Source organism: Kitasatospora sp. NBC_01302 (genome assembly GCF_035976515.1).
Classification (GTDB): Bacteria; Actinomycetota; Actinomycetes; order Streptomycetales; family Streptomycetaceae; genus Kitasatospora.
The window spans coordinates 1399014-1424125 of sequence record NZ_CP108404.1 but is presented as its reverse complement, the minus strand read 5'-3'; the positions used below and the strand labels follow the sequence as shown (position 1 = coordinate 1424125).

Genomic DNA, 25112 nt, shown 5'->3' with positions numbered 1-25112 from the left:
CTCTGGTGCGGGAGCGACCGGTGGGTGGGCGGCCGATAGGGTGCTGCCGATGATCATAGGGGCGGGTCGGCCGGCCCGATCCGGGGGGAGCGGGGAACGGTGCGACAGCAGCGGCTTGCGGTGGTGTCAGGTGGCGGGACCGGGATCGGCAAGGCGATCGCGGCGCAGCTGGCGGCCGACGGCCACCGGGTGGTCGTCCTCGGGCGGCGGGCGGAGGTCCTGGAGCAGGCCCGCGCCTCGATCGACCGGGCGGTCGGCGCGCCCAGCGTCGTGCCGGTGCCGGTGGACCTGACCGACGCTCAGCAGGTCGGCGAGGCCGCGGCGGTGATCGCCGAGCTGGGGCCGGTGGACGTCCTGGTGAACAACGCGGGCGCGGTGATCACCGCGCCCGCCGACGAGACGCTCGCCGCGCTGGCCGATGCCTGGCGCCGGGACCTGGACACCAACCTGCTGACGGCCGTCCTGCTGACCACCGCGCTGCAGGAGCGGCTGCGCCGTCCCGGCGGGCGGCTGATCATGATCAGCTCCGCCGCCGCCCAGCGCGGCGGAGCAGGCGCGCACTCGGCCGGCTCGTACGCCGCGGCGAAAGCGGCGCTGCACGGCTGGGCGTTCGGGCTGGCCCGCGCGCCGGGGCCGGACGGGATCACGGTCAACGTGCTGGCCCCCGGGTACATCGAGGACACCGAGATCTTCGGTGACCGCTGGAGCGAGCGTTTCCACGCCGAGAAGGTGGCCGACACGCTGGTCGGCCGGGCCGGCACCCCCGCCGACGTCGCCGCCGCCGTCGGTTACCTGGCCTCGCCGGCCGCCGGGTACCTCACCGGGCAGGTGATCGGTCTCAACGGCGGTGCTGTGCTAGGGCGTTAAGGACGGCGGCTGCGGGGCCGGGGCGTTGGCGACGGCGGCTGCGGGGCCTGCTGCCGGGCGGCTCGACGCGCCTGGGGCGTCAACTCTGCTGGGACAGTTGGGCGAAGCGCTGCAGGCTCTGCTGGTAGGCCACCGGGGTGACGTGCATCGGGCCGGTGTAGGGGTGCGTCATGTGCAGCACCAGGTAGATCCCGAAGCCCACCACCGCGCCGACCAGGCCGAGTGCGATCGCCTCCCGGTGGTGGAAGGTCAGGCCCGCGATCGGCGCGTAGAGCAGCACCAGCAGGCCGGTACCGATCAGGGCCGGGTAGAGCGGGGCGGGCAGGGTCAGCGAGGCGTCCGCCAGACGGATCTGGCGCTTGGTCGAGACGTCGTCCAAGTCGCTGAGTTCGGCGGTGCGTTGGGGTGAGTCGGGCAGCGACTCGACGTGCGTGCGCACGGTGTCAAGGCTGGTCCAGGTGGCCGGGTCGGAGCTGCCGTGGGTCATCGCCTGGAAGTCCGGGCCGATCACGTCGACGACGTAGGAGCGCAGCAGCGGGCGGGTGCTCGCGTCGGCGTCCGTGTAGGCGGCGTTGAGCGCGCGGGCCTCGTCCCAGGTGTGGCCGCGCGCGGTGTTCAGGTTGGACCAGGACCCGGCGATCAGGAAGGCGGCGACCAGGATGAAGGACGAGAGCGACGCCGAGCCCAGGAACCCGAGCGCGCCGCTGGAGAAGGAGCCCTCGCGGGAGCGCGTGGTGCGGCCGAAGGCGGCCAGGATGCCCACGGCCAGCGCGGCGCCGAGGATTACGGCGAGGATGATTCCCAGACTCAACGACGTCTCCCTGCAGTGTGGTTGATGAAGGTGGCAGCCGCGGCGATGACGGCCGGGATGGTGATGGCGACCAGGGCGAAGGCGCTCTGCGGCTCCTGCGCCACGGACAGGTTGTCCGGCGGCCGGGTGGGCACCGCGGTCACCGCATGCGTCTGGGTGGGAAGCGGCGGGGGTGGCAGGACCGGGGCCGGCTTCGTGGGCGGCGGCGCGGTCACCGGCTTCACCGGGGCAACTGCCTTGGGAGCGGCTAGCTTTGGCGCAGCCGGCTTGGGTGCGGCCGGCTTGGGAGGGGGAGGGGCCGCGGCGTGGGTGACCGGGGCGGCCGGTGGCGGGCTGGCGGCGGGATGGGGCGCCGGCGGTGCGGGGGGTTTCGGGGGTGGCGGCGGAGTGGGTGGCGGAGGGACCGTCGGGGGCGGTGAGGGTGGTACCGGTGGTGGTGGCGGATTCGGGGGCGGCGGCGGGGTGGGAGGTGGTGGTGGCTCGGGCGGGCACGGTGGCGGTGGTGGGGGCGGCGGGCACGGGTGCGGGGGGAGCGGCGGGTAGGGCCAGACCGGGACCACGGGCCAGTGGTGGGGCGGGTGGTCGTGCTGCTGCCCGGGACCGTGGTGCTCGTGGCCGTCAGCGTGCTCGGTGTGCTCGTCGTGTCCGGTGAGCACGTCGTGTTCGTTGCCGTGGTGCGCCTCGTCGTCGCCTCGCATGTCCAGGACGATAATCAGGCGTGATTGGGCCGAAGTGCTGAATGGTTTCCTTTCCCGGGGAATTGACCCTTGCGGGGGGCGCGGGCTCGCCTCGTCGTACGTGCGGCGAACTCATGTTCCGTTTCGGCCTGCAATCCGGCGTGCAGTTCGGCGAGGAGCCCGGCGGGGCGCCCGGCAAGGCCCCGGGCGGGATCAGCCGGCCAGGTACCGGCGGAGCAGCGACTTGCACTCGGCGATCAGTGCGGGGTCGCCGTCCCGGTCGTACTGGAAGGCGAGTTTGAGCACCGCGTCCGCGCATTCGAGGGCCACCCGCAGGGCCAGTGGGCCGGGTCCGCGCCCGTCGCCGGACAGGTGCTCGGTGGTGAGCCGATGCAGCAGCTGGGCCACCGCGCTGTTGTTGTCCAACGCCCCGTCGAGCAGGTGTTCCACATTCTCCAGGGCGGGCGGGGTGGGACCGGTCAGGCCGAAGTCGAGCGCGCCGAAGCCGGGCACCGCGCGCTTCATCGCCACGAACTCCTCGACCGCCAGGTCGACGAACCCGCCGATGTCCTGCGGGGACTCCGCGGCCAGCCGCCGGGTCAGCCGGTCGAGGTACCGCCTCAGGTTGCGCCGGGCGAGCGCCGCGAGCAGGCTCTGCTTGCCGGTGAAGAACTGGTAGAGCGTGCCGATCGGGACGTGGGCGCGGGCCGCGATCTCCTTGGTGGTCAGCGCGGCCGTGCCCACCTCGTCGAGCAACTCCGCGCAGGCGTCCAGGATCCGCTCCAGGCGCTCCTGGCTGCGCTGCTGCACCGGCCGGCGCCGCAGCTCGGGATCGGTCGCCTCGAACAGCGCGCCGCCGCCCACCCCGACCGCACCGCTCACCGGTTCAACGGCCGCACCGGCCACGCCGCCGGCCGCCGGCTCACCGTTCACCTGGGGTGCCCGGCTCTTCGGGTTCCGCTCGTTCATGTGCTGCCCAGCTCCCGTCCTCACCGCCTGCACGACTACTGTGCCGCATCCGGTGCGCAGCAGGCGAATCACCATCGTGAGGAATCCTCATTTTCAGCGGCGATCCGGGGAGCCGGGGGAGCCGAGGGCGGCTTCCGCCGGTGCAACTATGGGCCGGCTGCCGCTGCATGGGGCGCCCCCGACGGCTGAAGCGCCGTCCTGCCCGGCGTCCGCACCGCTTCGCGGCTGGGGTCCGCGTGGGAGGTCGATCGGCCCGATCGCCGTCCCATCTTCGGCCTTGTGCCGCAGGGTTGCTTACATGAGTTCTGCTCATCTTCATCGATGGAGCTGCCATGGGGCGGTGCACGATGGCCACACGGGTGAACTCGCCTGTGCTCACTACCATCGCCATGCCAGGACGTGGCGTTGCTGCGTGGCCTCGGGCCGATGGTTCCGCTTTTCGATCGACTGGCCCAGGATCCGGCCCATCGGTCACGGGCTCGCCGATCCGATCCACCGCGCCGACCGGGCGGCTGTTGGATCGGGGCGGTGCTGTCCTGGGCCTTGCTGCTTGCGCCCTTCGGTCGCCGACGGCTGTTTCAGCTCTGGCGTTTCGGGAGTGAGCCACTAACATGAGGTCTCCTCGCATTTTGCGAAAGGGGATGGGGAGATGGCGAATCGACGTGACCTGCCGGTGGCCTTCCGCTGGGGCGCCTCCACGGCGGCGTACCAGGTCGAGGGGGCGGTGGACGAGGACGGGCGTGGGCCGTCGATCTGGGACGTGTTCACGGCTCGCCCCGGGGCCGTGCGCGACAGTCGCACCGGCGAGATCGCCTGCGACCACTACCACCGCCATACCGAGGACGTGGCGTTGATGCGCGACCTCGGCCTGGACGGCTACCGCTTCTCGATCGCCTGGCCCAGGATTCAGCCCACCGGCGCCGGTTCGGCCAATCCGGCCGGTCTCGGTTTCTACGATCGGCTTGTGGACGACCTGCTCGCCGTCGGGATCTCCCCGCTGCCGACGCTCTTCCACTGGGACCTGCCGCAGGCCCTTGAGGAGGGCGGCGGCTGGTTGGCTCGTGACACGGCGCACCGCTTCGCCGAGTACACCGAAATCGTCGCCGACCGGCTCGGTGACCGCGTGCCCGCATGGATCACTCTCAACGAGCCCTTCGTCCACATGGTGTACGGCTACGCGCTCGGGATCCACGCTCCGGGGCGCACGCTGATGCTCGACGCGCTTCCGGTCGCGCACCATCAGCTGCTCGGGCACGCTCTGGCGGCCGAGGTGTTGCACGAGCGCGGCCACGCCGTCTTGATCGCCAACAACCTCAGCCCGGTGTGGCCGGCGAGTGACGCGCCGGCGGACATGGCGGCCGCCGCCGCGTACGACGCCCTGCACAACCGGCTGTTCACCGATCCGCTGCTGCTCGGGCGCTACCCGGACCTGAGCGCGTACGGCGTGTCACCGGACCTCGGCGGGTGTGTCCGGCCCGGGGACTTGGAGCTCATCGCCGCTTCAGGGCTGGACGGGCTCGGCGTCAACTACTACAACCCGACCCGGATCGCCGCGCCGACCGACCCCGGCGGTCTCCCGTTCACCGAGGCCGAGATCACCGGTGTGCCCCGAACCGCCTTCGGCTGGCCGGTCGTTCCGGACGGCCTGCGCGAACTCCTGGTCGGCCTGCGGGACCGGTACGGCGACGCACTTCCGCCGATCACCATCACCGAGAACGGCTGCTCCGTCGCCGACCGACCCGCCCCCGACGGCACCATCCCCGACCAACCGCGCATCGACTACCTGGCCGGCCACCTCGACGCCCTCGCCGCAGCGATCGCCGAAGGCGTGGACGTGCGGGGCTACTTCACCTGGTCCCTGCTCGACAACTTCGAATGGGCCGAGGGGTTCAGCCAGCGCTTCGGCCTGGTCCACGTCGACTTCGCGACGCAGCTGCGCATGCCCAAGGCCTCGTACGCCTGGTACCGCGACCTGATCGCCGCCCACCGAGCCCACCGAGCAGGGTAGTTGGCCTCCAGGGGAGAGGTCGGCCTCGTGGACGGTGGCGGGGATGCCGTGGACGTGCAGGACGCGCGCGAGGGTGAGGCCGCCCAGGCCCGCGCCGATGAGCGTGACCGGTGCCGGCATGGTGTTTTCTTCGAAGTCATGGTGGAACGCTGTTCCATTCGCACGCGCGGCCGTGCGGCGTCGGCTACGACGCTCCGCAGGTGGCCAGTGCGGTTCGCGCCAGTGCGCGCAGCCAGGTGTGGGCGTGGTCGGTGTCGTAGCGCTGGTGCCACGACAGGTAGACCGGTGCCGACGGCAGTTCGACCGGCAGGGGGAGCACGACCAGACCGAGGCCGGCGGCCGCGGTGCGTACGGTGATTTCGGGGACGCTGATCAGGAGATCGGAGCCGCGCGCGAACTCCAGCGCGGCCGCTTCGGTGGGCGCGGCCGCCACCACCCGGCGGGTGAGGCCGAGTCGCGCGAGGGCGTCGTCGACCGCGTTGCTGAGGTTCCCACGTCGCGAGACGGTGACGTGTTCGGCGGCGGCGTACCGCTCGGTGGTGACGGTTCGGGCGCGGGTGAGGGGGTGTCCCCGCCTCACGACGGCGACGAGGCGGGTCTCGCCCACCTTCTCGGCGCGGATGTCGGGTGCGCTCGGACGGTTGGCGTTCGCCTCCAGATCGACCTCGCCATGCCGCAACTCGGGGGTGTCGACGCTCGATTCCGCGACGAAGCGCAATCGCACGCCCGCCGCCTGTCCGCGTACGGCCGCGAGCAGCGTGGGGCCACTCATGGCGACCAGGGAATCGTGCCAGCGGAGTGTGAAAGTGCGTTCCAGGGTTGCCGGATCGAGTTCACGGCTCGGTGCGAGCACGCCCCGGACCTGGTGCAGCAGCTCGTGCACCTGCTCCCGGACGGCGATCGCGTAGGGCGTCGGGGTCATGGCGCGGCCGGTGCGCACCAGGATCTGGTCGCCGGTCGTGCGCCGGATCCGGCCCAGGCTCCGGCTCATCGCGGGGGCGGTGACGTGCAGTCGTGCGGCCGCTCCGGCCACGCTGCCCTCCTCCAGCAGCGCGTCGAGCGCGGTGAGCAGATTCAAATCCAATTGCATGGGAGTAATCCCAGCCGTACTTGACATGCATTTGATGTTAATGGAGGGGGTGGATAGCGTCGTCACCACGGCGCAGGGCGGAACGCGCGTCCTGGCCCGAAATCCTCTTCACCACCCTTTGCTCAGACGGGAGTTCCACCATGTCCGAAACGCTTCAGAGCACTGACGTCACCGGCACCGGCACCGTCACCGTCTCCGTCTCCGACGCCGACCTGCTCGACCGGACCGCGGCCGCCGTGCGTGAGGCCGGTTCGGCACTGCGCGAGCGGTACGGCGAGGTGGTCCCCTACCGGACCCGCGAAGAGCTGATGAGCGCGCTCGCGGCCAACGACGACACGGCCCTCGGCATCCTGCGCCCCCGCCTCACGAGCCTTCGCCCGGACGCCGGCTGGGTGGAGGACGAGCTGGACGGCGGGGCGCTGCCGCCCGGCGAGTGGTGGGTCGTGGATCCGGCTGAAGGCAACGTCAACCACCTGCACGCCCTGCCGGAGTGGGCGGTGACCGCCACCCTCGTGCGCGACAACCGGCCGGTGCTCACCGTGGTCCACCTGCCGTTGACCGGCGAGACCTACACCGCGCTCACCGGCGCGGGCGCCCACCTCGACGGCCGGCCGCTGAGCGTCTCCCGGACCGCGGACCTCGGCCTGAGCATCGTGGCCACCAGTCAGGCCCGGCCGGACGAGGACGAGAAGGTCGTGCGGCGCGTCGGCTCCTCGATCACCGCGATGCTCTTCGACGCGCTCGTCGTCCGCGTCGCCGTACCCGCGACCCTGCACCTGCTGAACGTGGCCGCCGGCCGGCTCGACGCCTTCTGGCAGTTCGCCGGCGCCCGGGCGGACCTGCTGCCCGGCGCGCTCCTCGTCACCGAGGCCGGCGGACGGATCTCCGACGCCGAGGGCCGCCCCTGGACCCCGCAGAGCGAAAGCTTCCTGGCCACCGCGCCCGGCGTCCACGCCGAGGCCGTCGCCACGCTTTCACGCTGACTCTGCACCACACCCGCAAACCCGCACGCACGGAAGGACCAGATCATCATGACCACGATCGCCGTTCTCGGAAACGGCCGCGTCGGCGGCAACCTGGCCACCGCCCTCACCCGGGCAGGACATGAGGTGACCGTGGCGGACCGCGCGCCGGGCGCCGCCGCCGACGCCGCCCGAACAGCCCGGATCGTCATCAACGCCACCCCGGGCGCCGGCTCCCTGGACCGGCTCGCCGCGCTGCGCGACGAACTGCGCGACAAGATCCTCGTCGACGTCTCCAACGCCACCGTCGACGGACCGGACGGACTGCCCACCGACCTGATCTACCCCGGCTCGAGCCTCGCCGAGCAACTCCAGGAAGCGCTCCCCGAAACACACGTCGTCAAGACACTCAACACCATGCTCTTCCCGGTGATGACCGCGCCGGCCACGCTCGCCCAGACGCCCACGGTGTTCCTCTCCGGCGAGGACCCCAGGGCCAAGCAGACCGTCCGCGAACTCCTCACCGACCTCGGCTGGCGCAAGGAGTGGATCACCGACCTCGGCGGGATCCGGACCGCCCGCGCCACGGAGGCCGCGATCCTGTTCGTACCCCACGTGATCCGGTCCAGCGGATTCGTCCCCTTCGCGATTTCGATCACCCGCTGACCCCGGACGGCGGTGCCTGCGTCCCGACCCGTGCCGACCAGGCGTGCTGGGGTGGGGGCTGCAGGGAGCCGGCCGACGGCGTGGGCGGTCCGGCGAAGCTCGGCCTCGGCCCGTACCGCGAGAGGTGGAGAAACCGTCACAGACACGGCGGCCGCTGACCGAGTGTGCCGTTGGGCGGGCAAGGACGAGTGTCGACCGCACGGCCGGGCAGGCTCGCCCGCGTCGAATGGACAGCCGGCGCATGGGAAGATCGGTTCCCCGGCACCATCCGCACCAGAGCGGTCGGCGAAGCCGTCCGAATCGTCATCGAGGAGCAGCTGTGACCGAGCAGCCCGGCCCGCAGCAGCGCATCGCCGACACCATCCGCCCGGCCATGCTCAACGGCCTGCAGGATGTCGAGCTGATCGGCGACCCGGGCACCGAGTGCATCAACGAGTGGGTCGACTGGATTGCCGCAGTCGTCGCCGGCCAGGTCGTGCAGTCGATCGCAGCCGAACGCGACGCCTTCGCGGACCGGGTGGACACCCTCACACTCGTCGCCAGGCGCAACCAGGAGGGATGCAAGGATGCGACCCGAGACGTGCAGCGACTCGAGGCCCGTGTCGCCGAGCTGGAAGCGGAGCTGACGCAGCTGCGTGCACCCGGAGCCGTGCTCCCCGGCCCGGGGGCGGAACTCGACGCGGGATCGGCAGCCGGCAGGCCTGCCCAGTCCCTCCGGGACCGGCTCCGCGCCAAGTACCCCGCGACCGCAGCGGCTCTGGACCGCCGGGATGCCGAGGCCGATCCGAGCCGGAACACCGAGGGCTGCCCGGATGACCCGAACGACCTGCCGCACCCGTTGAGCTGCCCCGGGCACGATGAGCCTGTGGCACTGTGACGTCCCGCTGACGTCCCGGCTGCACCGACACACGCGGCGCAGGACTGTGAGGTGCCGGCGCGACTGCGGTGACCCCGGCATGCGGGTATGGCAGCGCGATTTCCCGCACGACGCCCGGACCCGTTCAGGGTGTGAGCCGGGGGTGGCGGTACTCCTCCATCGCGTCGAGGAGCCAGTCCGTCAGGTACTGCGCGAACGACCCCCGCACGAGTAGCCGGTAGGTCGGCTCCGCGTCGACCTGGTGGAGGATCACCTGGACCTTGCCGAGCAGCGTCTGTGCACAGCGGCCCGGCCCGAAGGCGCGGGGGTGCAGGTCGAGCGAGCAGCCCTTCTCCAGGACCTGGCGGGCGGCGGGACCGGACAGTTCGAGGGTGGTGCGGTTGGCGGAGACGTCCACGACCGATCCGGGCTCGTCCGCCAGCGCCGCCCGCAGCAGGTCGGCGCTGGCGCCCGCGGAGCCGTCGGGGCCCAGCACGAGCCACTCCTGCGGGCCCAGCCAGAGGACCTGGAGGCTTCCCGCCTCGATGACGGTGTTCGGGGCGGTCGGCAGTGGCGAGCCCAGCGCCGCGGCGATCCTCCCCCAGCCTCCGGCCGGGGGCGCCCCCGTGGTGGCCGGCCCGTGCGGGTCGAGCTGGAGGTCGAGTTGCGCGAGGAAGGGCACCTCGCGCAACCGGACTCCCCGCTCTCCGCCGGTCGAGTGCGCCGCGAGGACGTCGGCGAGGTGCCCGAGTGGGCTGCGCCGGTGGGTGTCAGCCGTCACGGCGGGTCCCCTTCGGGTCGTAGAGGACGGGGTCGGTGATGGTCGCGGCGACCACGCCGTCGGGCAGCGGCGCGTAGACCCTCTCGCCCAGCCGCTCCCGCCCGCCGACGACGAGTGCCAGGGCGAAGGTGTGACCGAGCGCCGCGCTGCGGTAGCTGGAGGTGACGTGCCCCAGCGCCCTGGTGGGCGGTGACACCTCGGCGTCCGCCACCAGCTGCGCGCCCTCCGGTAGCAGTACGGCGGGATCCACGGGCAGCAGGCCGACCAGCTGCCTGCGGTCGCCGCGCGCGGTGTCGGCACGGCGGAAGGAACGCTTGCCGATGAAGGGCTTCCGCTGGGAGACGACCCACTCCATGCCGAGGTCCTGCGGGGTGACCGTGCCGTCGGTGTCCTGGCCGATGACGGGGTAGCCCTTCTCGGCGCGCAGCACGTGCATGCTCTCGGTGCCGTACGGGGTGATGCCCAGCGGTGCGCCGGCCCGGATGACCGACTCCCAGGTGGCGAGGCCGTACCAGCCGGCGACGTTGATCTCGAAGGCCAGCTCGCCGGAGAAGGAGATGCGGCAGATCCGGGCCGCCACGCCGCTCGCGAGGCGGGTCTCACGGGCCGTCATGAAGGGGAAGGCGTCGTTCGACACGTCCAGGTCCGGGGCCAGGGCTGCGACGACCTCGCGCGATCGGGGGCCGACGACCGCGACCGTGGCCCACTGCTCGGTCACCGAGGTGAACCGCACGCGCAGCTCGGGCCATTCGGTCTGCGACCACTCCTCCAGCCAGTCCAGGACGCCCGCGGCGTTCCCGGTCGTGGTCGTCATGATGTAGTGGTCGGCTGCCAGGCGCAGGGTCACGCCGTCGTCGAAGACCATGCCGTCCGCCCGGCACATCACCCCGTACCGCGCGGAGTTGACGGCCAGCTTGGCGAAGGCGTTGGTGTAGACACGGTTCAGGAACTCGCCCGCGTCGGGCCCGATGACGTCGATCTTGCCGAGGGTGCTGGCGTCCATGACGGCGACGCCTTCGCGGGCCGCGCGGCACTCGCGCTCCACGGCCGCCGCCATGGACTCCCCGGGCCGCGGGTAGTACCAGGGGCGCTTCCACTGGCCGACGTTCTCGAAGACCGCGCCGTGCTCGACGTGCCAGGGATGGATCGCGGTGGTGCGCACCGGGTCGAAGAGGGCGCCGCGTTCACGCCCGGCGAGCAGCGCGAAGGAGACGGGTACGTACGGGCCGCGGTAGGTGGTGGTGCCCACCTCGCCCGGCGAGCGGGCGCCGAGCAGCCGGGCGATGACGCCGGTGGCGCTCACTCCGGACGCCTTGCCCTGGTCGTGCGCGGTGCCGATGGTGGTGTAGCGCTTGATGTGCTCGACGGAGCGCATACCGGCTCGGATCGCGCGCTGCACGTCCGCGACCGTGGCGTCCCGCTGCAGGTCGACGAAGTGGTCGTGCCACTCGGAGGGGTCGCCCGTCTCGCCGGGCACGAGCCACACCGGCCGCGGCCGGGCCGGCGGGAGGTCGCCGGAACTGGGCGGCACCGAGGGCACGCTGGTGGGGAAGCCTGCCAGGTCGGCTGCCTCGACCCCGGCGGCGAAGGCGCCGCCGAGGCACCCGGCGAGGTCGAGGACGCCCAGGGCGGCTCCGACGCTGACGACGTTCTGTGCGGCCTGCGCGGGGACGAACGCCGCCAGGTCGTCCTCGTAACGGGTCGTGCCCTGGGACTGGCTCCACAGGTGGACGGCCGGGTTCCAGCCGCCCGAGACGGCGAGCAGGTCGCAGGCCACCTCGCGGACCGGGCCGCTGATCGCGTCGTCGGCATCGAGCTCGGCGATGCGGACCGCCGACAGACGATCGTGACCCCGGGTGCCGACCACGGCCGATCCGGTGCGGACCTCGATCCCGGCACCGCGCGCGGAGGCGACGAGATCGGCGGGCGGCTCCGCCCGGGTGTCGACCAGTGCCGCCACCCGGGCCCCGGCCGCGACCAGGTCGAGCGCGGTGGCGTAGGCGTGGTCATTGGTGGTGAGGACCACGGCCCGGCGGCCGGGGAGCACGGCGTACCGGTTCACGTAGGCGCGCACGGCGGCGGCGGACATGACGCCCGGTCGGTCGTTGCCGGCGAAGACCATCGGCCGCTCGTGGGCGCCGGTCGCCAGGACCACCCGGCGGGCCCGGATGTGCCACAGACGCTGCCGGGAGACGCCGGGGACGGGGTGCGGGCCGAGGTGGTCGGTGCGGTGCTCGGCGACGAGCAGGTAGTTGTGGTCGTGGTAGCCGATCGCCGTGGACCTGGTGAGGATCCGGGTGTCGCTCTGCGCGGTGAGCTCCGCACGGGCGTCCGCCACCCAGTCGAGCGCCGGGCGGCCGTCGATCGACTCCCGCCCCGCGAGCAGGGATCCACCGAGTTCCGGCTGGTCGTCGACCAGGACGACGCGGGCGCCGCAACGCCCGGCCGCGAGGGTCGCGGCGAGTCCGGCCGGGCCGCCGCCGACGACCAGGACGTCGGTGTGGATGTGCATCTTGTCGTGGACGGCTTCGTCGGGCCTCGGGTCGAGGCGGCCGAGGCCCGCGAGGCCGACCGCCGAGAGGCCCTCGTACAGCTCGATCGTGGTCGCGAGGAGCATCGGCTCCGAGCAGGGCCCGTCGACCTGGACGAGGGCGCTCGGCTCCTCCACGCCTGCGGTGCTGATGCCGCGCGGCCGCCCGCGGTGGAGGCTGGGAGCGACCCGCAGCACGCCGTTGGCGAGCAGGGCGGAGGCGAGCGTGTCGCCGCGCAGGCCGGTGTACGCCACGCCGTCGAAGGTGAAGCGCAGGGGAGCGGAGCGGTCGACCCGTCCGCCGCGGGGGAGACGCCGGGGCTGCGTCATGCGGTCACCGGCTTCGGCCGGCCGGCGGCCGTCGGGCGATCGCTCGGCACGGCCAGGATCTGGTGGGTGACGGTGTGTCGGACGACGTTGAACCAGCGCCGGCAGCCGGCGGCGTGCGACCAGCGTTCCGCGAAGGGGCCCTTGGTGTTGTCGCGCACGAACAGGTACTCGCCCCACTCGGCGTCGGACAGGCCCTCGGGGTCCGCCGGGTAGGCGACATGGGCCTGGCCGCCGTAGTGGAACTCGAGCTCGTCCCGTTCGCCGCACCAGGGACAGGCGATCAGCAGCATGCGTGGTCCTCCGGTCAGTGCGGTCAGTGCGCCACGGCGGCGGCGCCGTGCTCGTCGATCAGTGCGCCGGTGGTGAACCGCTCCAGCCCGAAGGGTGCGTTCAGCGGGTGCGGCTCGCCGGTGGCGATGGTGTGCGCGTACACCCAGCCGGAGGCGGGCGTCGCCTTGAAGCCGCCGGTGCCCCAGCCGCAGTTGAGGAAGAGGTTCTCGATCGGCGTCGGGCCGATGATCGGCGAGGCGTCGGGGGTGACGTCGACGATGCCGCCCCAGGTGCGCAGCACGTGCGCCCGGGCGAAGACCGGGAACAGTTCGAGCGCCGCGGCCATCTGATGCTCGATCTGGTGGAAGGAGCCGCGCTGGCCGTAGCCGTTGTAGGGATCCACGCCCGCGCCCATGACCAGCTCGCCCTTGTGGGCCTGGCTCACGTACACGTGCACGTGGTTGGACATCACCACGGTGGGGTGCACGGGTTCCAGCAGCTCGGAGACGAGCGCCTGCAGGGGGTGGCTCTGCACCGGGAGCCGCAGTCCGGCCAGGTCGGCCAGGACGCTGCTGTGCCCGGCGGCGGCCAGTGCGACCCGCCCCGCGCCGATCGGTCCCCGGCTGGTCCGCACGCCGACGACGCGGTCGCCCTCGCGCAGGAATCCGGTCACCTCGCAGCCCTGGATCAGGTCGACGCCGTACTCGTCCGCCTTGCGCGCCAGCGCCCAGGCGACGTGGTCGTGCTTGGCGATGCCGGCCCGGGGCTGCAGCGTCGCGCCGAGCACCGGGTAGCGCACGTCGGGGGAGGTGTTGACGATCGGGCAGAACTCGCGCACCTGGTCGGCGTCCAGCCACTCGGCGTCGACCCCGCCGAGCCGGTTGGCGTTGACCCGGCGAGTGCCCTCACGGACGTCCTGCAGGGTGTGGGCGAGGTTGAGCACGCCGCGCTGGCTGAACAGGAAGTCGTACTCCAGCTCCTGCGGCAGCACCTCCCAGAGCTTCAGCGCGTGCTCGTACAGCGCCGCGCTCTCCTCGCAGAGGTAGTTGGACCGGATGATGGTGGTGTTCCGGGCCATGTTGCCGCCGGCGAGCCAACCGCGTTCCAGCACGGCGACGTTGGTGATCCCGTGGTTGCGGGCGAGGTAGTAGGCGGTGGCCAGCCCGTGGCCGCCCGCCCCGACGATGACCACGTCGTAGGAGCGCTTGGGGTCGGGGGTGCGCCACAGCCGGTCGGGGTGCTCGGGCAGCTGGTGGGACATCGCGGGACTCCTGGGGAGAGACGGCGTCGGTCTCTGGGGAATCGGCGTCAGGAGCAGATCCTCGCTGTGCGCCGTGGGTGACTCACCTCCTCAGCGGTGTTTCAGACTATGCACACTGTTGCGTCTAACACAACAGATTGACCAGAGGATGGCAGGGGGCCTTGACGATCCCCGAGTAGGTCCCGAAACTGTTGCGCACTGTGAACACAGTTTCTTGTGGAGAAACTTGCTGTTCAGCGGCAACGACGGGCGCCGCGCGTCACCGTGCCCTCGCGAACCCGCCGGAACCCCCCCACTGCAACCCGCAGCAACCTCGCCAGACTTGCGCAGACGGCGTCACCGCCCCGAGAGCAATGGCAGGACACCATGGCCTTGAAGCAGTACGACTTCATCATCGTCGGCGGAGGGTCGGCAGGCTGCGCGCTCGCGGCCCGGCTCAGCGCGGACCCGGCCAACCGGGTGCTGGTGCTGGAGGCGGGCCGGCCGGACTACCCCTGGGACGTCTTCATCCACATGCCGGCCGCCCTGACCTTCCCGATCGGCAGCCGGTTCTACGACTGGAAGTACGAGTCCGAGCCGGAGCCCTTCATGAACGGGCGGAAGATCTACCACGCCCGGGGCAAGGTCCTCGGTGGCTCCAGCAGCATCAACGGCATGATCTTCCAGCGCGGCAACCCGCTCGACTACGAGCGTTGGGGCGCCGACGCCGGCATGAAGGACTGGGACTACGCCCACTGCCTCCCCTACTTCAAGCGCATGGAGAACTGCCTCGCCGACCGGGAAGCCGGCGGCCCGGCCGCCGACGGCCGAGGTTTCCGCGGCCACGACGGCCCCCTCGTCCTGGAGCGCGGGCCGGTCGCCAACCCCTTGTTCTCCGCGTTCTTCGAGGCGGTCCAGCAGGCCGGCTACCCGCTCACGGACGACGTCAACGGCTACCGCCAGGAGGGCTTCGCCCCCTTCGACCGCAACCTGCGCCGCGGGCGCCGGCTCAGCGCCGCCCGCGCCTACCTGCACCCGGTGCTCGGCCGCCGCAACCTCGACCTGCAGACCCGCGCCCACGTCGGTCGTGTCCTCTTCGAGGGCAGGCGCGCGGTCGGTGTGGAGTACCGCCGAGGAGGCACCACGCACCGCGTGCGGGGAGGCAAGGTGATCCTCTCCGGCGGCGCCGTCAACTCCCCGCAGCTGCTGCAGCTCTCCGGCGTCGGCAACGCGGCGGAGCTGGGCACGCTCGGCATCGACGCCGTCCAGCACCTGCCCGGCGTCGGTGAGAACCTGCAGGACCACCTCGAGGTGTACGTCCAGCACGCGTGCAAGCAGCCGGTGTCCGTGCAGCCCGCCATGAAGCTGTGGCGGCGCCCGTTCATCGGCGCGCAGTGGCTCTTCCTGCGCTCGGGCCCGGGCGCGACCAACCACTTCGAGGGCGGCGGCTTCGTCCGCAGCAACGAGGACGTCGACTACCCCAACCTGATGTTCCACTTCCTGCCGATCGCGGTGCGCTACGACGGCTCCGCACCGGCGGGCGGGCACGGGTACCAGGTGCACATCGGCCCGATGTACTCCGACGCCCGGGGTTCGGTGAAGATCAGGTCGACGGACCCGCGCGAGCACCCGGCTCTCAGGTTCAACTACCTCTCCACCGCTCAGGACCGCCGGGAATGGGTCGAGGCGATCCGGGTCACCCGCAGGATCCTCGAGCAGCCCGCCTTCGCCGAGTTCAGCGACGGCGAGATCTCGCCCGGACCGCAGGTCGAGACCGACGAGGAGATCCTGCAGTGGGTCGCCAAGGACGGCGAGACCGCCCTGCACCCCTCGTGCACCGCCAGGATGGGCACGGACGAGATGTCGGTCCTCGACCCGGCCACCCTGGGGGTCCACGGCCTGGACGGGCTGCATGTGGTCGACGCGTCCGCGATGCCGTACGTGACCAACGGCAACATCTACGCCCCCGTCATGATGCTCGCCGAGAAGGCCGCCGACCTCATCCTCGGCAACACTCCCCTCGAACCGGACCACACCGAGTTCTACCGCCACCGCGGGAGCACCTGATCCGCACCGAGCTCCCGCGGCCCGCACGGATCCGTTCGGCGTGGGCCCCCTCTAGGCCGTGTCTCACAATTCCCGCCAGGCGCGCGACGCCGGGCATCCCGCCTGGACGCACCGGCGAACCATCCAAGTACGACGGCGAGCACGGCGACGTCATGCCCGTGGCGCCGGTAGACGGGGAGCTGCCGAGCGCGAGCGCGCCGGCCTCCAGGCCGCCCTTGAGGAAGCCCTTGGACAGCGGCGGCCGGTCGTACGGGTGGTGGCGTTCCTCGCCGATGACGGTGATCGAGCCGTCGTAGCCCTCGGCGCGCAGCGCGCGGACGGTGCTCAGGCCGGCCAGTGAGCCGCCGACCACGGCGATGGACGTCATGCCGGCTCGCCGACCGTGACGTGCAGGACGACGCATCCGTCCTCCACCGTGACCCGGTGCGTCCGCAGCGCCGACTTGGCCGGCGGAGACGTCGGTCGACCGGTGCGGAGGTCGAAGGAGGCCGCGTGCAGGGGACATTCGACGAAGCAGCCCGCCAACCAGCCGTCGGCGAGCGAGGCGTCCTGGTGGGTGCAGGTGTCGTCGACGGCGTACAGGGTCCCGTCGGCGTTGAAGACGGCGATCGGCGCCGGTACGCCTGTCGTCACTCGGAGCGCTTCGCCGGGCGGCAGTTCGTCGATCCGGCACACCGTGATCATGGGAGCCTCCAGCTTCGGAACCTCGAATCCGCTCGAGGTGTATCGTATTGCACAACACGATTCGGATTACGCAACATGCTTTCGAGCTGCTGAGGGCTTGTCAAGGGGACGAATGCCATCGGCGGGAAGCTGTGCATAATGTTGCGCTATGAGCAACAGTCAGAACGGTGGGTCCCCTGGGGGGCCGGGCCCCTCGCGGCGGGCGGAGTCCCCGGTGCAGTCCGTCGACCGGGCCGTGGCCATCCTGGAGATCCTCGCCCGCCGTGGTGAGACGGGTGTCACCGAACTCGCGGTGGAGCTCGGTGTGCACAAGTCGACGGCCTTCCGCCTCGCCGCTGCCCTGGAGATGCGCGGCCTGGTCGAGCAGCCGGGGGAGCGCGGCAAGTACCGCCTGGGCCTGGGCCTGGTCCGGCTGGCCGGCGCCGCCACGGTCCGGATGGACCTGTCCCAGCAGAGCCGTCCGGTCTGCGAGCGGCTGGCCGTCCAGGTCGCGGAGACGATCAACGTGGCGATCCTCGACGGCAACGAGGCCGTCAATATCGACCAGGTGTTCGGCCCATCGGCTCTGACCACGCACAACTGGGTCGGTCAGCGCACGCCGCTGCACGCGACGTCCAGCGGAAAGGTGCTCATGGCGTACCTGCCCGAGGAGGCGCTGAAGGCAAGGACCGCCGCCCCCCTGGTGCGCTACACTCCGCGCACCGTGACCGATCCCGGTGCCCTGCTCGCGCAGCTGAAGCTGGCCGTCACGGACGGCTTCGCCTACTGCGTCGAGGAGTTGGAGCCGGGACTCAACGCCGTCGCGGCGCCCGTGCGGGCGCACAACGGGCAGGTGGTGGCGGCCATCAGTGCCTCCGGGCCGTCCTTCCGGCTGACCGAGCACCGCATTCCCGAGGTGGCTGCCGCGGTCCGGTCCGCGGCGGAGGAGGTCTCGGCCCGGCTGGGCTATCTCCGCCTGGAGTAGTCGGCCGTCGGGTGGCCGGCGGAACGGGGCACAGGGTGGTCCCGCGGCCGTCCCGTCGGCACGATACTTGACGGATCGTCAGGCCTCGGTCGCCAGGCCATCGTTCGTCACCGGCTCGGCGGCGGTGTGCTGCGGTGTGCCGCCGCGGCTGCCGTAGCGCAGGTACAGCAGGCCGCCGACGGCCGAGACCACCGCGGTGAAGACGATGGCGCCCCACGTGTAGTACCAGTGGTCGTCGCCGTAGACGGCGGCTCGCGGCCACGCCAGATTGACGGTCATGGCCACGCCGTAGCCGACGGCCACGATGTTCACGACCAGACCCCAGCGGCCCAGGGAGAAGTACGGGCCGTGGTCCGCGCGCGGCCACCGGCCCCGCAGGCGGCGCAGCAGCATCGGGGCGGTGACCAGCAGGTAGGGCAGGTAGAAGAGGATGATGGCGACCGAGGTGAGGATGTAGAAGACCCGCTGGTTGCCGATGTTGACGAGCAGCAGGGCGATGGTCAGCACGCCGGTGACGACAGCCGGCGCGACCGGGGTGCTGGACCTGGGGGAGACCTTGGCCAGCGCGGCGCCGAAGGGGAGGCGTCCGTCGCGGGCCATGGAGAAGAGCAGTCGGATGGCGGCGGTCTGCACGGCGAGGCAGCAGACCGTGATGGCGATCGCCGAGCAGATCAGGAAGGCGTCGCCCAGACCGGTGCCGAGGGTGGACTTGACCAGGTAGGGCATGCCGAGCGTGCCGAGCTCCGAGGCGTTGATGTTGCCGACCGCCATCATCCCGACGAGCATGAGCAGCCCGCCGGCCAGGAAGGCGGCGGTGACGGCCCGCAGGATCGCCCGGGGGGCGTGGCGGCGCGGCTCGGTGGTCTCCTCGGCCAGCATGCCGGCCGTGTCGAAGCCGTAGAAGACGTACGCGCTCATGATCGACGCCACCAGGAAGGCGCCCAGGTAGCCCCACGAGTGACCGGCACCGGTGCCCGCGGTGTGCAGGACGACCTGTGGGCCGCGCTTGATGTGCACCGCGAGCATGATGATGAGCAGGGTGACGCCGATGAGCTCGACGGCGACGCCCAGGTTGTTGATCTTCGCCATCAGGCGGACGCCCACGATGTTGACGATCGTGGTGAACACGACCAGGCCCAGGGCGAGGACGATCGCGTTCTGCGCGCCGTTCGGCGTGGTCGTCACTCCGGCGTCGGCGGCGCCGCCGACGACCTGGAAGGCCAGCGAGACCTGCGGCAGGATGACCTGGTACGCGACGGCGACGGCGGCCGCGGTGACGATCGCGCCGATGGTCATGATCCAGCCGGCCATCCACGAGGCGACCGGTCGCGCGATCTGTTTCGACCACTGGTACACGCCACCGGCCAGTGGGAACTGGCCTGCCATCTCGGCGAAGCAGAGGGCGACGGCCCCCTGGCCGATGAAGACCAGCGGCCAGGTCCAGACGAAGGCCGGGCCGCCGGAGGCGAAGCCGAAGCCGAAGAGCTGGAACACGCCGGTCATGATCGAGATGTAGCTGAAGCCCGCGGCGAAGCTGGAGAAGGAACCGAGGGAGCGCTGGAGTTCCTGCTGGTAGCCGAAGCGCGCGAGGTCGGTGGAGTCGTTGGTGGGTGGGGGCGCGGTGGTCCTGGTGGTTCCCGGGTTGCTCATGGTCGCTCCAGTGGCAGGCAAGGGGGTCGGGGGACGTGCTTGCGGCGCGGACCGGGTGGAGTCGGCAGGTGCGGACGTGGCGGCCGGGGGAGGGCAGTGATGCCGCGTCAGCCACCGAACCAGTGCTGGGCGGCGGGGGTGATGGTGCGCCAGATGTGCTTGGACTCCTGGTACTCGCGCAGGCCGGACGGGCCGAGTTCGCGGCCGGTGCCGGACTGCTTGAAGCCGCCCCATTCGGCCTGCGGCACGTACGGGTGGTAGTCGTTGATCCAGACGGTGCCGAGCCGGAGCCGGGATGCGACGCGCTCGCCGCGTCCGGTGTCCTGCGTCCACACGGCGCCCGCCAGACCGTACGGGGTGTCGTTGGCCAGGGCCACCACCTCGTCCTCGTCGTCGAAGAGTTCGACGGTGAGGACGGGGCCGAACACCTCCTCGCGGATCACCGCCATGCCCGGGTGGCAGCCGTCCAGGACGGTGGGCCGCGGGAAGAATCCCGCCTGGAGCTCGGGCTCGGTGGGCCGGCTGCCGCCGGCGCGGAGCACGGCGCCCGCCGCGAGGGCGCCCGCGATGTGGTCCTCGACCTTCCGGCGGTGCTCGGCGGAGACCAGCGGGCCGGTCTCGGTGCCCTTGTCGAGCCCGTCGCCGAGCCGGATGAGGTCGGCTCGGCGGGCGAGCTCGGCGGTGAAGTCGGCGTGCAGGCTGCGGTGCAGCAGCAGTCGCGAGCCGGCCGAGCAGACCTGGCCGGAGTGCAGGAAGGCGGCGGTGAGCGCGAAGTCGAGGGCCGCGTCGAGGTCGGCATCGGCGAAGACGATGTTGGGGTTCTTGCCCCCGAGTTCCAGGGCGACCTTCTTGACCGTGTCGGCCGCCGCCCGCATCACCGAGCGACCGGTGGCCAGGCCGCCGGTGAAGGAGACCAGGTCGACCGCGGGATGCCGGGCGAGTGCGGCGCCGACCGCGCCACCGCCCAGGACCAGGTTCGCTGTTCCGCCCGGCGCGCCGGCCTGCTCCAACTCCGCCTGGAGCAGCCGGAAGAGACGGATCGTGGTCAGCGGTGTGACCTCGCTGGGCTTCGCCACCACGGTGTTGCCGGCCGCCAGGGCGGGAGCGAGCTTCCAGACGATCTGCAGCAGCGGGTAGTTCCACGGTGTGATCAGTGCGCAGACGCCCACGGGCTCGTGGACCACCCGGCTGATCGCGTCCGGCCGCCCGGTGTCGATCGTCCGGCCGGCGTCCGAGGTCACCAGCGCCGCGTAGTAGCGCAGGACGGCGGTGGCGTCGTCGACGTCCATCCGGCTCTCGGCCAGGGTCTTGCCCGTGTCGAGCGTCTCCAGCCGCGCCAGCTGTTCCCGCTGCGACTGGAGCGCGTCGGCGGTGGCGGTGAGCACGCCCGCGCGGTGCGCGGACGGCGCGCGGGCCCAGGAGCCCTCGTCGAAGGCGGACCGGGCGGCGCGGACCGCGCGGTCGGTGTCGGCTTCGGACGCCTCGGCGACCGCTGCCAGGGTCGAGGAGTCGAAGGGATTGACGACCGCTCGCTGTCGGCCGTCCTCGGCCGGCGTCCAGGCGCCGTCGATCAGCAGGCAGGCCGGGTCGAGGGATGGGGGCACAGGCGCCGCCTTTCTCGCGAGTTGCGCGATACGAGACGTTTGTCTCCATGCGCAACTTGTCGGCGAGTATGGAAGGGCCCCATATCCCTGTCAAGGGAGGACGCTCGGATGGCATACGGCCGGGCCCGGTGGCGGGTCTTGACAGCTTGTGATGTGGGCCCGACCCTGTTTCTCATCGCGCAAGCAGATGCGTAATGTGCAACTCGTACTGTCGGGCTCAGCCGCCGCAGCCACCTCCCGAGGGGACGGATGCTTTGACAGTTCAACCGAGGGTCGTGATCGTCGGTGCCGGCATCGTCGGCTGCGCGCTGAGCGACGAACTCACCGCGCGCGGCTGGACCGACGTCACGGTGCTCGAGCAGGGACCCCTGTTCGCCACCGGAGGGTCGAGCTCGCACGCGCCGGGACTGGTCTTCCAGACCAACTCCTCCAGGACCATGACCGAGTTCGCCTCCTACACCGTCCGCAAGTACTCCGCCCTGACCCTCGACGGCCAGTGGTGCTTCCAGCAGCTCGGCGGACTCGAGGTCGCCACCACCCCCGAGCGGCTCGCCGAGCTGACCCGCAAGCACGGGCTGGCCGCCTCCTGGGGGGTGCCGGGCGCACTGCTCGACCCCGGGCAGTGCGTCGCCCTGCACCCGCTGCTGGACCGCGACCGGATCCTGGGCGGCTTCCACGTGCCCACCGACGGCCTCGCCAAGGCGGTGCGCGCCGGCGAGGCGCAGGCCCGGCGTGCGATCGGGCGCGGCGCGCGGTTCATGGCGCACCACACGGTCACCGGGATCGGGTCCGCGAACGGCAGGGTCACCGCCGTCGTCACCGATCAGGGCAGCTTCCCCGCCGACGTGGTCGTCTCCTGCGCCGGGTTCTGGGGGCCGAGGATCGGCCGGATGGCCGGGCTCGCCGTCCCGCTCGTTCCGCTGGCCCACCAGTACGCCAGGACCAGCCCGGTTCCGGCGCTGGCCGGCTGCAACACCGGGGAGCTGGAAGCCTCCAAGCCGATCCTGCGCCACCAGGACCGCGACCTGTACTACCGCGAGCACGGTGACCGCATCGGCATCGGCTCCTACGCGCACCGCCCGATGCCCGTCGATCTCGGCGAGGTGCCCGCCCCCGGTGGTCCGGTCATGCCCTCGATGCTGCCCTTCACGAAGGAGGACTTCGAGCAGCCCTGGGCCGATTCGCAGGCGCTGCTGCCCGCGCTCGCCCGGGCCAGGGTGGACGAGGGCTTCAACGGCATCTTCTCCTTCACCCCCGACGGCTTCCCCCTCCTGGGCGAGGCGCCCGAGCTGCGCGGCTTCTGGGTCGCCGAGGCGGTGTGGGTGACCCACTCCGCGGGTGTGGCACGGGCGATGGCGCAGTGGCTGGTCGAAGGCACCCCGCGCACCGATGTGCACGAGTGCGATCTCAACCGCTTCGAGCCGGGGCAGCTCGCCCCCGCCTACGTGCACCGGCGCGGCTGCCAGAACTTCGTCGAGGTGTACGACATCATCCACCCGCTGCAGCCGATGGAGGACCCCCGCCCGCTGCGGGTCAGTCCCTTCCACGCGCGCCAGCGGGACCTGGGCGCCTTCTTCCTGGAGGCCTCCGGCTGGGAGCGCCCGCACTGGTACGAGGCCAACCAGGCGCTGCCCGAGGTCGCCGGCATCCCCGGGCGCGGCGCCTGGGCCTCCCGCTACTGGTCCCCGATCGCCGGCGCCGAGGCCCTGGCCACCCGCGAGCGCGTCGCGATGTACGACATGACGGCGCTCAAGCGCCTGGAGGTCACCGGCCCCGGCGCGCAGGCGTTCCTGCAGTACCTGACGACGAATCAGCTCGACAAGCCGGTCGGCTCCGTCACCTACACCCTGCTGCTGGACGAGACCGGTGGGGTGCGCAGCGACCTGACGGTGGCCAGGCTGGGCCCGGGCCGCGGCTGCGGCGAACGCTGGCAGCTCGGTGCCAACGGCAACCTCGACCTCGACTGGCTCATCCGCCGTCTCCCGTCGGACGGTTCGGTCCAGGTCCGCGACACCACCGCCGGCACCTGCTGCATCGGCCTGTGGGGACCGCTCGCCCGTGACCTGGTCCAGCCGCTCACCGACGCGGACTTCTCGCACCAGGGCTTCGGCTACTTCAGGGCGAAGCAGGCGTACCTGGGCAACGTGCCGGTCACCGCGATGCGGCTGTCCTACGTCGGCGAACTCGGCTGGGAGTTGTACACCACGGCCGACAACGGGCAGAAGCTCTGGGATACCCTGTGGGAGGCCGGACAATCGCTCGGCATCGTCGCCGCCGGACGCAGCGCCTTCAACAGTCTTCGCCTGGAGAAGGGCTACCGCTCCTGGGGCACCGACCTGACCGCCGAGCACAACCCCTATGAAGCCGGGCTCGGCTTCGCCGTGCGCATGGACAAGGGGGACTTCCTCGGCCGCGACGCGCTGCTCGGCACGACCGAGGAGACGGTGGCGCGCAGGCTCGTCTGCCTCCTGCTGGACGACCCGCGGGCCGTCGTCATGGGCAAGGAACCGGTGTACGCCGACGGCGCTCCCGCGGGGTACGTCACCAGCGCCGCCTACGGGTACAGCATCGGCGCCTCCATCGCCTACGCGTGGCTGCCGCGCGCCGCCGCCGACCCCGGCCGCAGGGTGGAGGTCGAGTACTTCGGCGAGCGGCTGCCCGCAACCGTCACGCAGGAGCCGCTGTTCGACCCGAAGATGGCCCGCATCCGCCGCTGAACAGGTGTCGGGCGGACCGGGGCCGTCATCCGGATCCATCTCCAGCCGTGCCTTCCTCCGACGAAAGGCCCACCGCCGTGACCGCGAGCGAGCTCCCGCCGAGCCTGATCCGCACTCTCCCGGGCTCCTCCTACACCGACCCGCAGACCTTCGCGCTGGAGCAGGAGAAGATATTCGAGCAGATGTGGTTCTGCGCCGTGCGCGCGAGTGACCTGGACAAGCCGGGCAGCTTCCGGACCGTGCAGGTCGGCCGGGAGAGCGTGCTGGTCACCCGGTCCCGGGACGACAGCGTCAGGGCCTTCCTCAACATCTGCCGCCACCGCGGCGCGCGGCTCTGCACCGAGGAGCAGGGCGAGGTCAAGCGGAACTTCCAATGTCCCTACCATGCCTGGACCTACGGCCCGGACGGCAAGCTCGTCGCCGCGCCCAACCTCACCAGCATGCCGGACGTCGACCGCACCACCTACGGCCTGGTCCCGGTGCACGTGCGCGAGTGGCTCGGCTACGTGTGGGTCTGCCTGGCCGACGAGCCGCCGTCCTTCGAGGCCGACGTGATCGGCGCCGCGACGCAGCGCCTGGGCGATCCCGAGGCGATCGAGCGCTACCGGACCGAGGAGCTCGCGGTCGGCCGCCGGATCCGCTACGAGGTGGGAGCCAACTGGAAGCTGATCGTCGAGAACTTCATGGAGTGCTACCACTGTGCCACCATCCACCCCGAACTGACCGATGTGCTACCCGAGTTCGCCGGAGGCTACGCGGCGCAGTACTACGTGGGCCACGGCGCCGAGTTCGCCGACGACGCCGAGGGTTTCACCGTCGACGGCAGCGCGGGCGTGGACCGGATCCCGACCGTCTCCGCGGACCAGGACCGCAGGTACTACGCGATCACGGTCAAGCCGCAGGTGTTCGTCAACCTGGTGCCCGACCATGTCATCGTGCACCGGATGTTCCCGCTCGCCGCCGACCGCACCGTCGTGGAGTGCGACTGGCTCTTCCTCAAGGACGTCGTCGAGGCGGGCCGCGACGTCTCCCGCTCGGTGGAGCTGTTCCACCGGGTCAACCTCCAGGACTTCGAGGCGTGCGAGCGCTGCCAGCCCGCCATGGACTCGCGCGCCTACCGGACCGGCGGTGTGCTGGTGCCGAGCGAGCACCACATCGGCGCGTTCCACGCCTGGGTCCGTGACCGGCTCCGCGGCTGACAGCGTCTTACGGGCATCCACGCGGGAAGGCTGGGAATCGCCGGCGTGCCCGCCCCGACCCCGGTCCAGGCGCCGAGTCCGCTGAAGACGAGGTACCCGACACCTCCGGACCGTGCGGCGTCCGGTAGCCCGATTGCGTGGCGCCCACTATCGAACGGGTGAGCACAGCG

The 25112-nt window shown here is 71.7% G+C and carries 22 protein-coding genes and 1 pseudogene; 10 read left to right on the top strand and 13 right to left on the bottom strand.

All coding sequences use genetic code 11. From position 1 onward, the window contains the following. Positions 1-99: 99 nt before the first annotated feature. Positions 100-867: an SDR family NAD(P)-dependent oxidoreductase gene (locus OG294_RS06415; RefSeq protein WP_327065434.1), complete on the top strand. Its 768-nt coding sequence runs from the start codon at positions 100-102 to the stop codon at positions 865-867. A 79-nt stretch (positions 868-946) separates the two neighbouring features. On the opposite strand, the gene OG294_RS06410 is transcribed toward OG294_RS06415, so the two are convergent. Then, positions 947-1678: a bestrophin-like domain gene (locus OG294_RS06410; protein WP_327065433.1), complete on the bottom strand. Its 732-nt coding sequence runs from the start codon at positions 1676-1678 to the stop codon at positions 947-949. Continuing rightward, entirely contained in the window at positions 1675-1821 is a 147-nt protein-coding gene (locus OG294_RS06405; protein ID WP_327065432.1) for a hypothetical protein, read from the bottom strand. The genes OG294_RS06410 and OG294_RS06405 overlap by 4 nt, the downstream gene beginning before the upstream one ends. Positions 1822-2256: 435 nt before the next feature. Here OG294_RS06405 and OG294_RS06400 point away from each other — a divergent pair, with 435 nt between their 5' ends. After that, positions 2257-2400 carry a hypothetical protein gene (locus OG294_RS06400; protein ID WP_327065431.1) on the top strand — a complete coding sequence of 48 codons (144 nt, stop codon included), beginning with the start codon at positions 2257-2259 and terminating at the stop codon, positions 2398-2400. Positions 2401-2568: 168 nt separating this feature from the next. Here the strand turns inward: OG294_RS06400 and OG294_RS06395 are convergent, their stop codons facing one another. Further along, positions 2569-3324: a TetR family transcriptional regulator gene (locus tag OG294_RS06395; RefSeq protein ID WP_327065430.1), complete on the bottom strand. Its 756-nt coding sequence runs from the start codon at positions 3322-3324 to the stop codon at positions 2569-2571. 649 nt (positions 3325-3973) lie between these two features. Here OG294_RS06395 and OG294_RS06390 point away from each other — a divergent pair. Next, positions 3974-5332 (top strand): GH1 family beta-glucosidase, encoded by a 1359-nt coding sequence (locus OG294_RS06390; RefSeq protein ID WP_327065429.1) that lies wholly within the window; start codon positions 3974-3976, stop codon positions 5330-5332. Positions 5333-5340: 8 nt separating this feature from the next. On the opposite strand, the pseudogene OG294_RS06385 reads toward OG294_RS06390, so the two are convergent. Further along, a pseudogene (locus OG294_RS06385) lies at positions 5341-5452 on the bottom strand (FAD-dependent monooxygenase); the annotation flags it as partial. Positions 5453-5516: 64 nt separating this feature from the next. After that, a complete protein-coding gene (locus tag OG294_RS06380) occupies positions 5517-6422 on the bottom strand; it encodes a LysR family transcriptional regulator (RefSeq protein ID WP_327071458.1) in 906 nt (301 codons plus the stop codon). Between the two features lie 140 nt (positions 6423-6562). On the opposite strand from OG294_RS06380, the gene OG294_RS06375 reads away from it, so the two are divergent. From OG294_RS06375 to OG294_RS06365, 3 genes are all read left to right on the top strand, one after another. Continuing rightward, complete coding sequence (locus OG294_RS06375) at positions 6563-7405, top strand: 3'(2'),5'-bisphosphate nucleotidase CysQ (RefSeq protein ID WP_327065428.1); 843 nt, start codon at positions 6563-6565, stop codon at positions 7403-7405. 48 nt (positions 7406-7453) lie between these two features. After that, on the top strand, positions 7454-8050 hold the full coding sequence (locus OG294_RS06370; protein WP_327065427.1) for an NADPH-dependent F420 reductase: 597 nt from the start codon (positions 7454-7456) through the stop codon (positions 8048-8050). 319 nt (positions 8051-8369) lie between these two features. After that, on the top strand, positions 8370-8927 hold the full coding sequence (locus tag OG294_RS06365) for a hypothetical protein (protein ID WP_327065426.1): 558 nt from the start codon (positions 8370-8372) through the stop codon (positions 8925-8927). A 124-nt stretch (positions 8928-9051) separates the two neighbouring features. Here OG294_RS06365 and OG294_RS06360 read toward each other — a convergent pair whose 3' ends face one another. The 4 genes from OG294_RS06360 to OG294_RS06345 are packed head-to-tail and all read right to left on the bottom strand — an operon-like array spanning position 9052 to position 14078. After that, positions 9052-9687: a sarcosine oxidase subunit gamma gene (locus tag OG294_RS06360; protein WP_327065425.1), complete on the bottom strand. Its 636-nt coding sequence runs from the start codon at positions 9685-9687 to the stop codon at positions 9052-9054. Continuing rightward, positions 9677-12547 carry a sarcosine oxidase subunit alpha family protein gene (locus OG294_RS06355; RefSeq protein ID WP_327065424.1) on the bottom strand — a complete coding sequence of 957 codons (2871 nt, stop codon included), beginning with the start codon at positions 12545-12547 and terminating at the stop codon, positions 9677-9679. Before OG294_RS06355 ends, OG294_RS06360 begins: the two co-directional genes overlap by 11 nt. Beyond that, positions 12544-12837: a sarcosine oxidase subunit delta gene (locus OG294_RS06350; RefSeq protein WP_327065423.1), complete on the bottom strand. Its 294-nt coding sequence runs from the start codon at positions 12835-12837 to the stop codon at positions 12544-12546. The genes OG294_RS06355 and OG294_RS06350 overlap by 4 nt, the downstream gene beginning before the upstream one ends. A 23-nt stretch (positions 12838-12860) precedes the next feature. Continuing rightward, positions 12861-14078: a sarcosine oxidase subunit beta family protein gene (locus OG294_RS06345; protein WP_327065422.1), complete on the bottom strand. Its 1218-nt coding sequence runs from the start codon at positions 14076-14078 to the stop codon at positions 12861-12863. Between the two features lie 366 nt (positions 14079-14444). Between OG294_RS06345 and betA the strand changes: the two genes are divergently transcribed. After that, the gene (gene betA / locus OG294_RS06340; protein ID WP_327065421.1) at positions 14445-16124 is read left to right on the top strand and encodes a choline dehydrogenase; all 1680 of its coding nucleotides are present in this window, start codon (positions 14445-14447) and stop codon (positions 16122-16124) included. On the opposite strand, the gene OG294_RS41020 is transcribed toward betA, so the two are convergent. After that, complete coding sequence (locus OG294_RS41020) at positions 16057-16491, bottom strand: FAD-dependent oxidoreductase (protein WP_442789114.1); 435 nt, start codon at positions 16489-16491, stop codon at positions 16057-16059. The genes betA and OG294_RS41020 overlap by 68 nt on opposite strands. Beyond that, positions 16488-16808, bottom strand: coding sequence for a bifunctional 3-phenylpropionate/cinnamic acid dioxygenase ferredoxin subunit (locus OG294_RS06330; protein ID WP_327065420.1), 321 nt, complete (start codon positions 16806-16808; stop codon positions 16488-16490). The genes OG294_RS41020 and OG294_RS06330 overlap by 4 nt, the downstream gene beginning before the upstream one ends. Positions 16809-17022: 214 nt before the next feature. Between OG294_RS06330 and OG294_RS06325 the strand changes: the two genes are divergently transcribed. Continuing rightward, positions 17023-17772 carry an IclR family transcriptional regulator gene (locus OG294_RS06325; RefSeq protein WP_327065419.1) on the top strand — a complete coding sequence of 250 codons (750 nt, stop codon included), beginning with the start codon at positions 17023-17025 and terminating at the stop codon, positions 17770-17772. Between the two features lie 78 nt (positions 17773-17850). Here OG294_RS06325 and OG294_RS06320 read toward each other — a convergent pair whose 3' ends face one another. Both OG294_RS06320 and OG294_RS06315 read right to left on the bottom strand, forming a co-directional pair. Further along, positions 17851-19422 carry an amino acid permease gene (locus OG294_RS06320; protein WP_327065418.1) on the bottom strand — a complete coding sequence of 524 codons (1572 nt, stop codon included), beginning with the start codon at positions 19420-19422 and terminating at the stop codon, positions 17851-17853. A gap of 107 nt (positions 19423-19529) precedes the next feature. Beyond that, positions 19530-21026 (bottom strand): aldehyde dehydrogenase family protein, encoded by a 1497-nt coding sequence (locus OG294_RS06315; protein WP_327065417.1) that lies wholly within the window; start codon positions 21024-21026, stop codon positions 19530-19532. Positions 21027-21220: 194 nt separating this feature from the next. Between OG294_RS06315 and OG294_RS06310 the strand changes: the two genes are divergently transcribed. Beyond that, positions 21221-23743, top strand: a complete 2523-nt coding sequence (locus OG294_RS06310; protein ID WP_442789113.1) for a GcvT family protein — start codon at positions 21221-21223, stop codon at positions 23741-23743. A gap of 77 nt (positions 23744-23820) precedes the next feature. Next, the gene (locus OG294_RS06305; protein WP_327065415.1) at positions 23821-24942 is read left to right on the top strand and encodes an aromatic ring-hydroxylating oxygenase subunit alpha; all 1122 of its coding nucleotides are present in this window, start codon (positions 23821-23823) and stop codon (positions 24940-24942) included. The last annotated feature ends 170 nt before the right edge of the window (positions 24943-25112 follow it).

Bases quoted from the DNA above. Each gene is read 5' to 3' on its own strand.
- OG294_RS06395 (WP_327065430.1), bottom strand. From the start codon at position 3,324: ATGAACGAGCGGAACCCGAAGAGCCGGGCACCCCAGGTGAACGGTGAG.
- OG294_RS06390 (WP_327065429.1), top strand. From the start codon at position 3,974: ATGGCGAATCGACGTGACCTGCCGGTGGCCTTCCGCTGGGGCGCCTCC.
- OG294_RS06380 (WP_327071458.1), bottom strand. From the start codon at position 6,422: ATGCAATTGGATTTGAATCTGCTCACCGCGCTCGACGCGCTGCTGGAG.
- OG294_RS06375 (WP_327065428.1), top strand. From the start codon at position 6,563: ATGTCCGAAACGCTTCAGAGCACTGACGTCACCGGCACCGGCACCGTC.
- OG294_RS06370 (WP_327065427.1), top strand. From the start codon at position 7,454: ATGACCACGATCGCCGTTCTCGGAAACGGCCGCGTCGGCGGCAACCTG.
- OG294_RS06355 (WP_327065424.1), bottom strand. From the start codon at position 12,547: ATGACGCAGCCCCGGCGTCTCCCCCGCGGCGGACGGGTCGACCGCTCC.
- OG294_RS06350 (WP_327065423.1), bottom strand. From the start codon at position 12,837: ATGCTGCTGATCGCCTGTCCCTGGTGCGGCGAACGGGACGAGCTCGAG.
- OG294_RS06345 (WP_327065422.1), bottom strand. From the start codon at position 14,078: ATGTCCCACCAGCTGCCCGAGCACCCCGACCGGCTGTGGCGCACCCCC.
- betA (WP_327065421.1), top strand. From the start codon at position 14,445: ATGGCCTTGAAGCAGTACGACTTCATCATCGTCGGCGGAGGGTCGGCA.
- OG294_RS41020 (WP_442789114.1), bottom strand. From the start codon at position 16,491: ATGACGTCCATCGCCGTGGTCGGCGGCTCACTGGCCGGCCTGAGCACC.
- OG294_RS06330 (WP_327065420.1), bottom strand. From the start codon at position 16,808: ATGATCACGGTGTGCCGGATCGACGAACTGCCGCCCGGCGAAGCGCTC.
- OG294_RS06320 (WP_327065418.1), bottom strand. From the start codon at position 19,422: ATGAGCAACCCGGGAACCACCAGGACCACCGCGCCCCCACCCACCAAC.
- OG294_RS06310 (WP_442789113.1), top strand. From the start codon at position 21,221: ATGTGCAACTCGTACTGTCGGGCTCAGCCGCCGCAGCCACCTCCCGAG.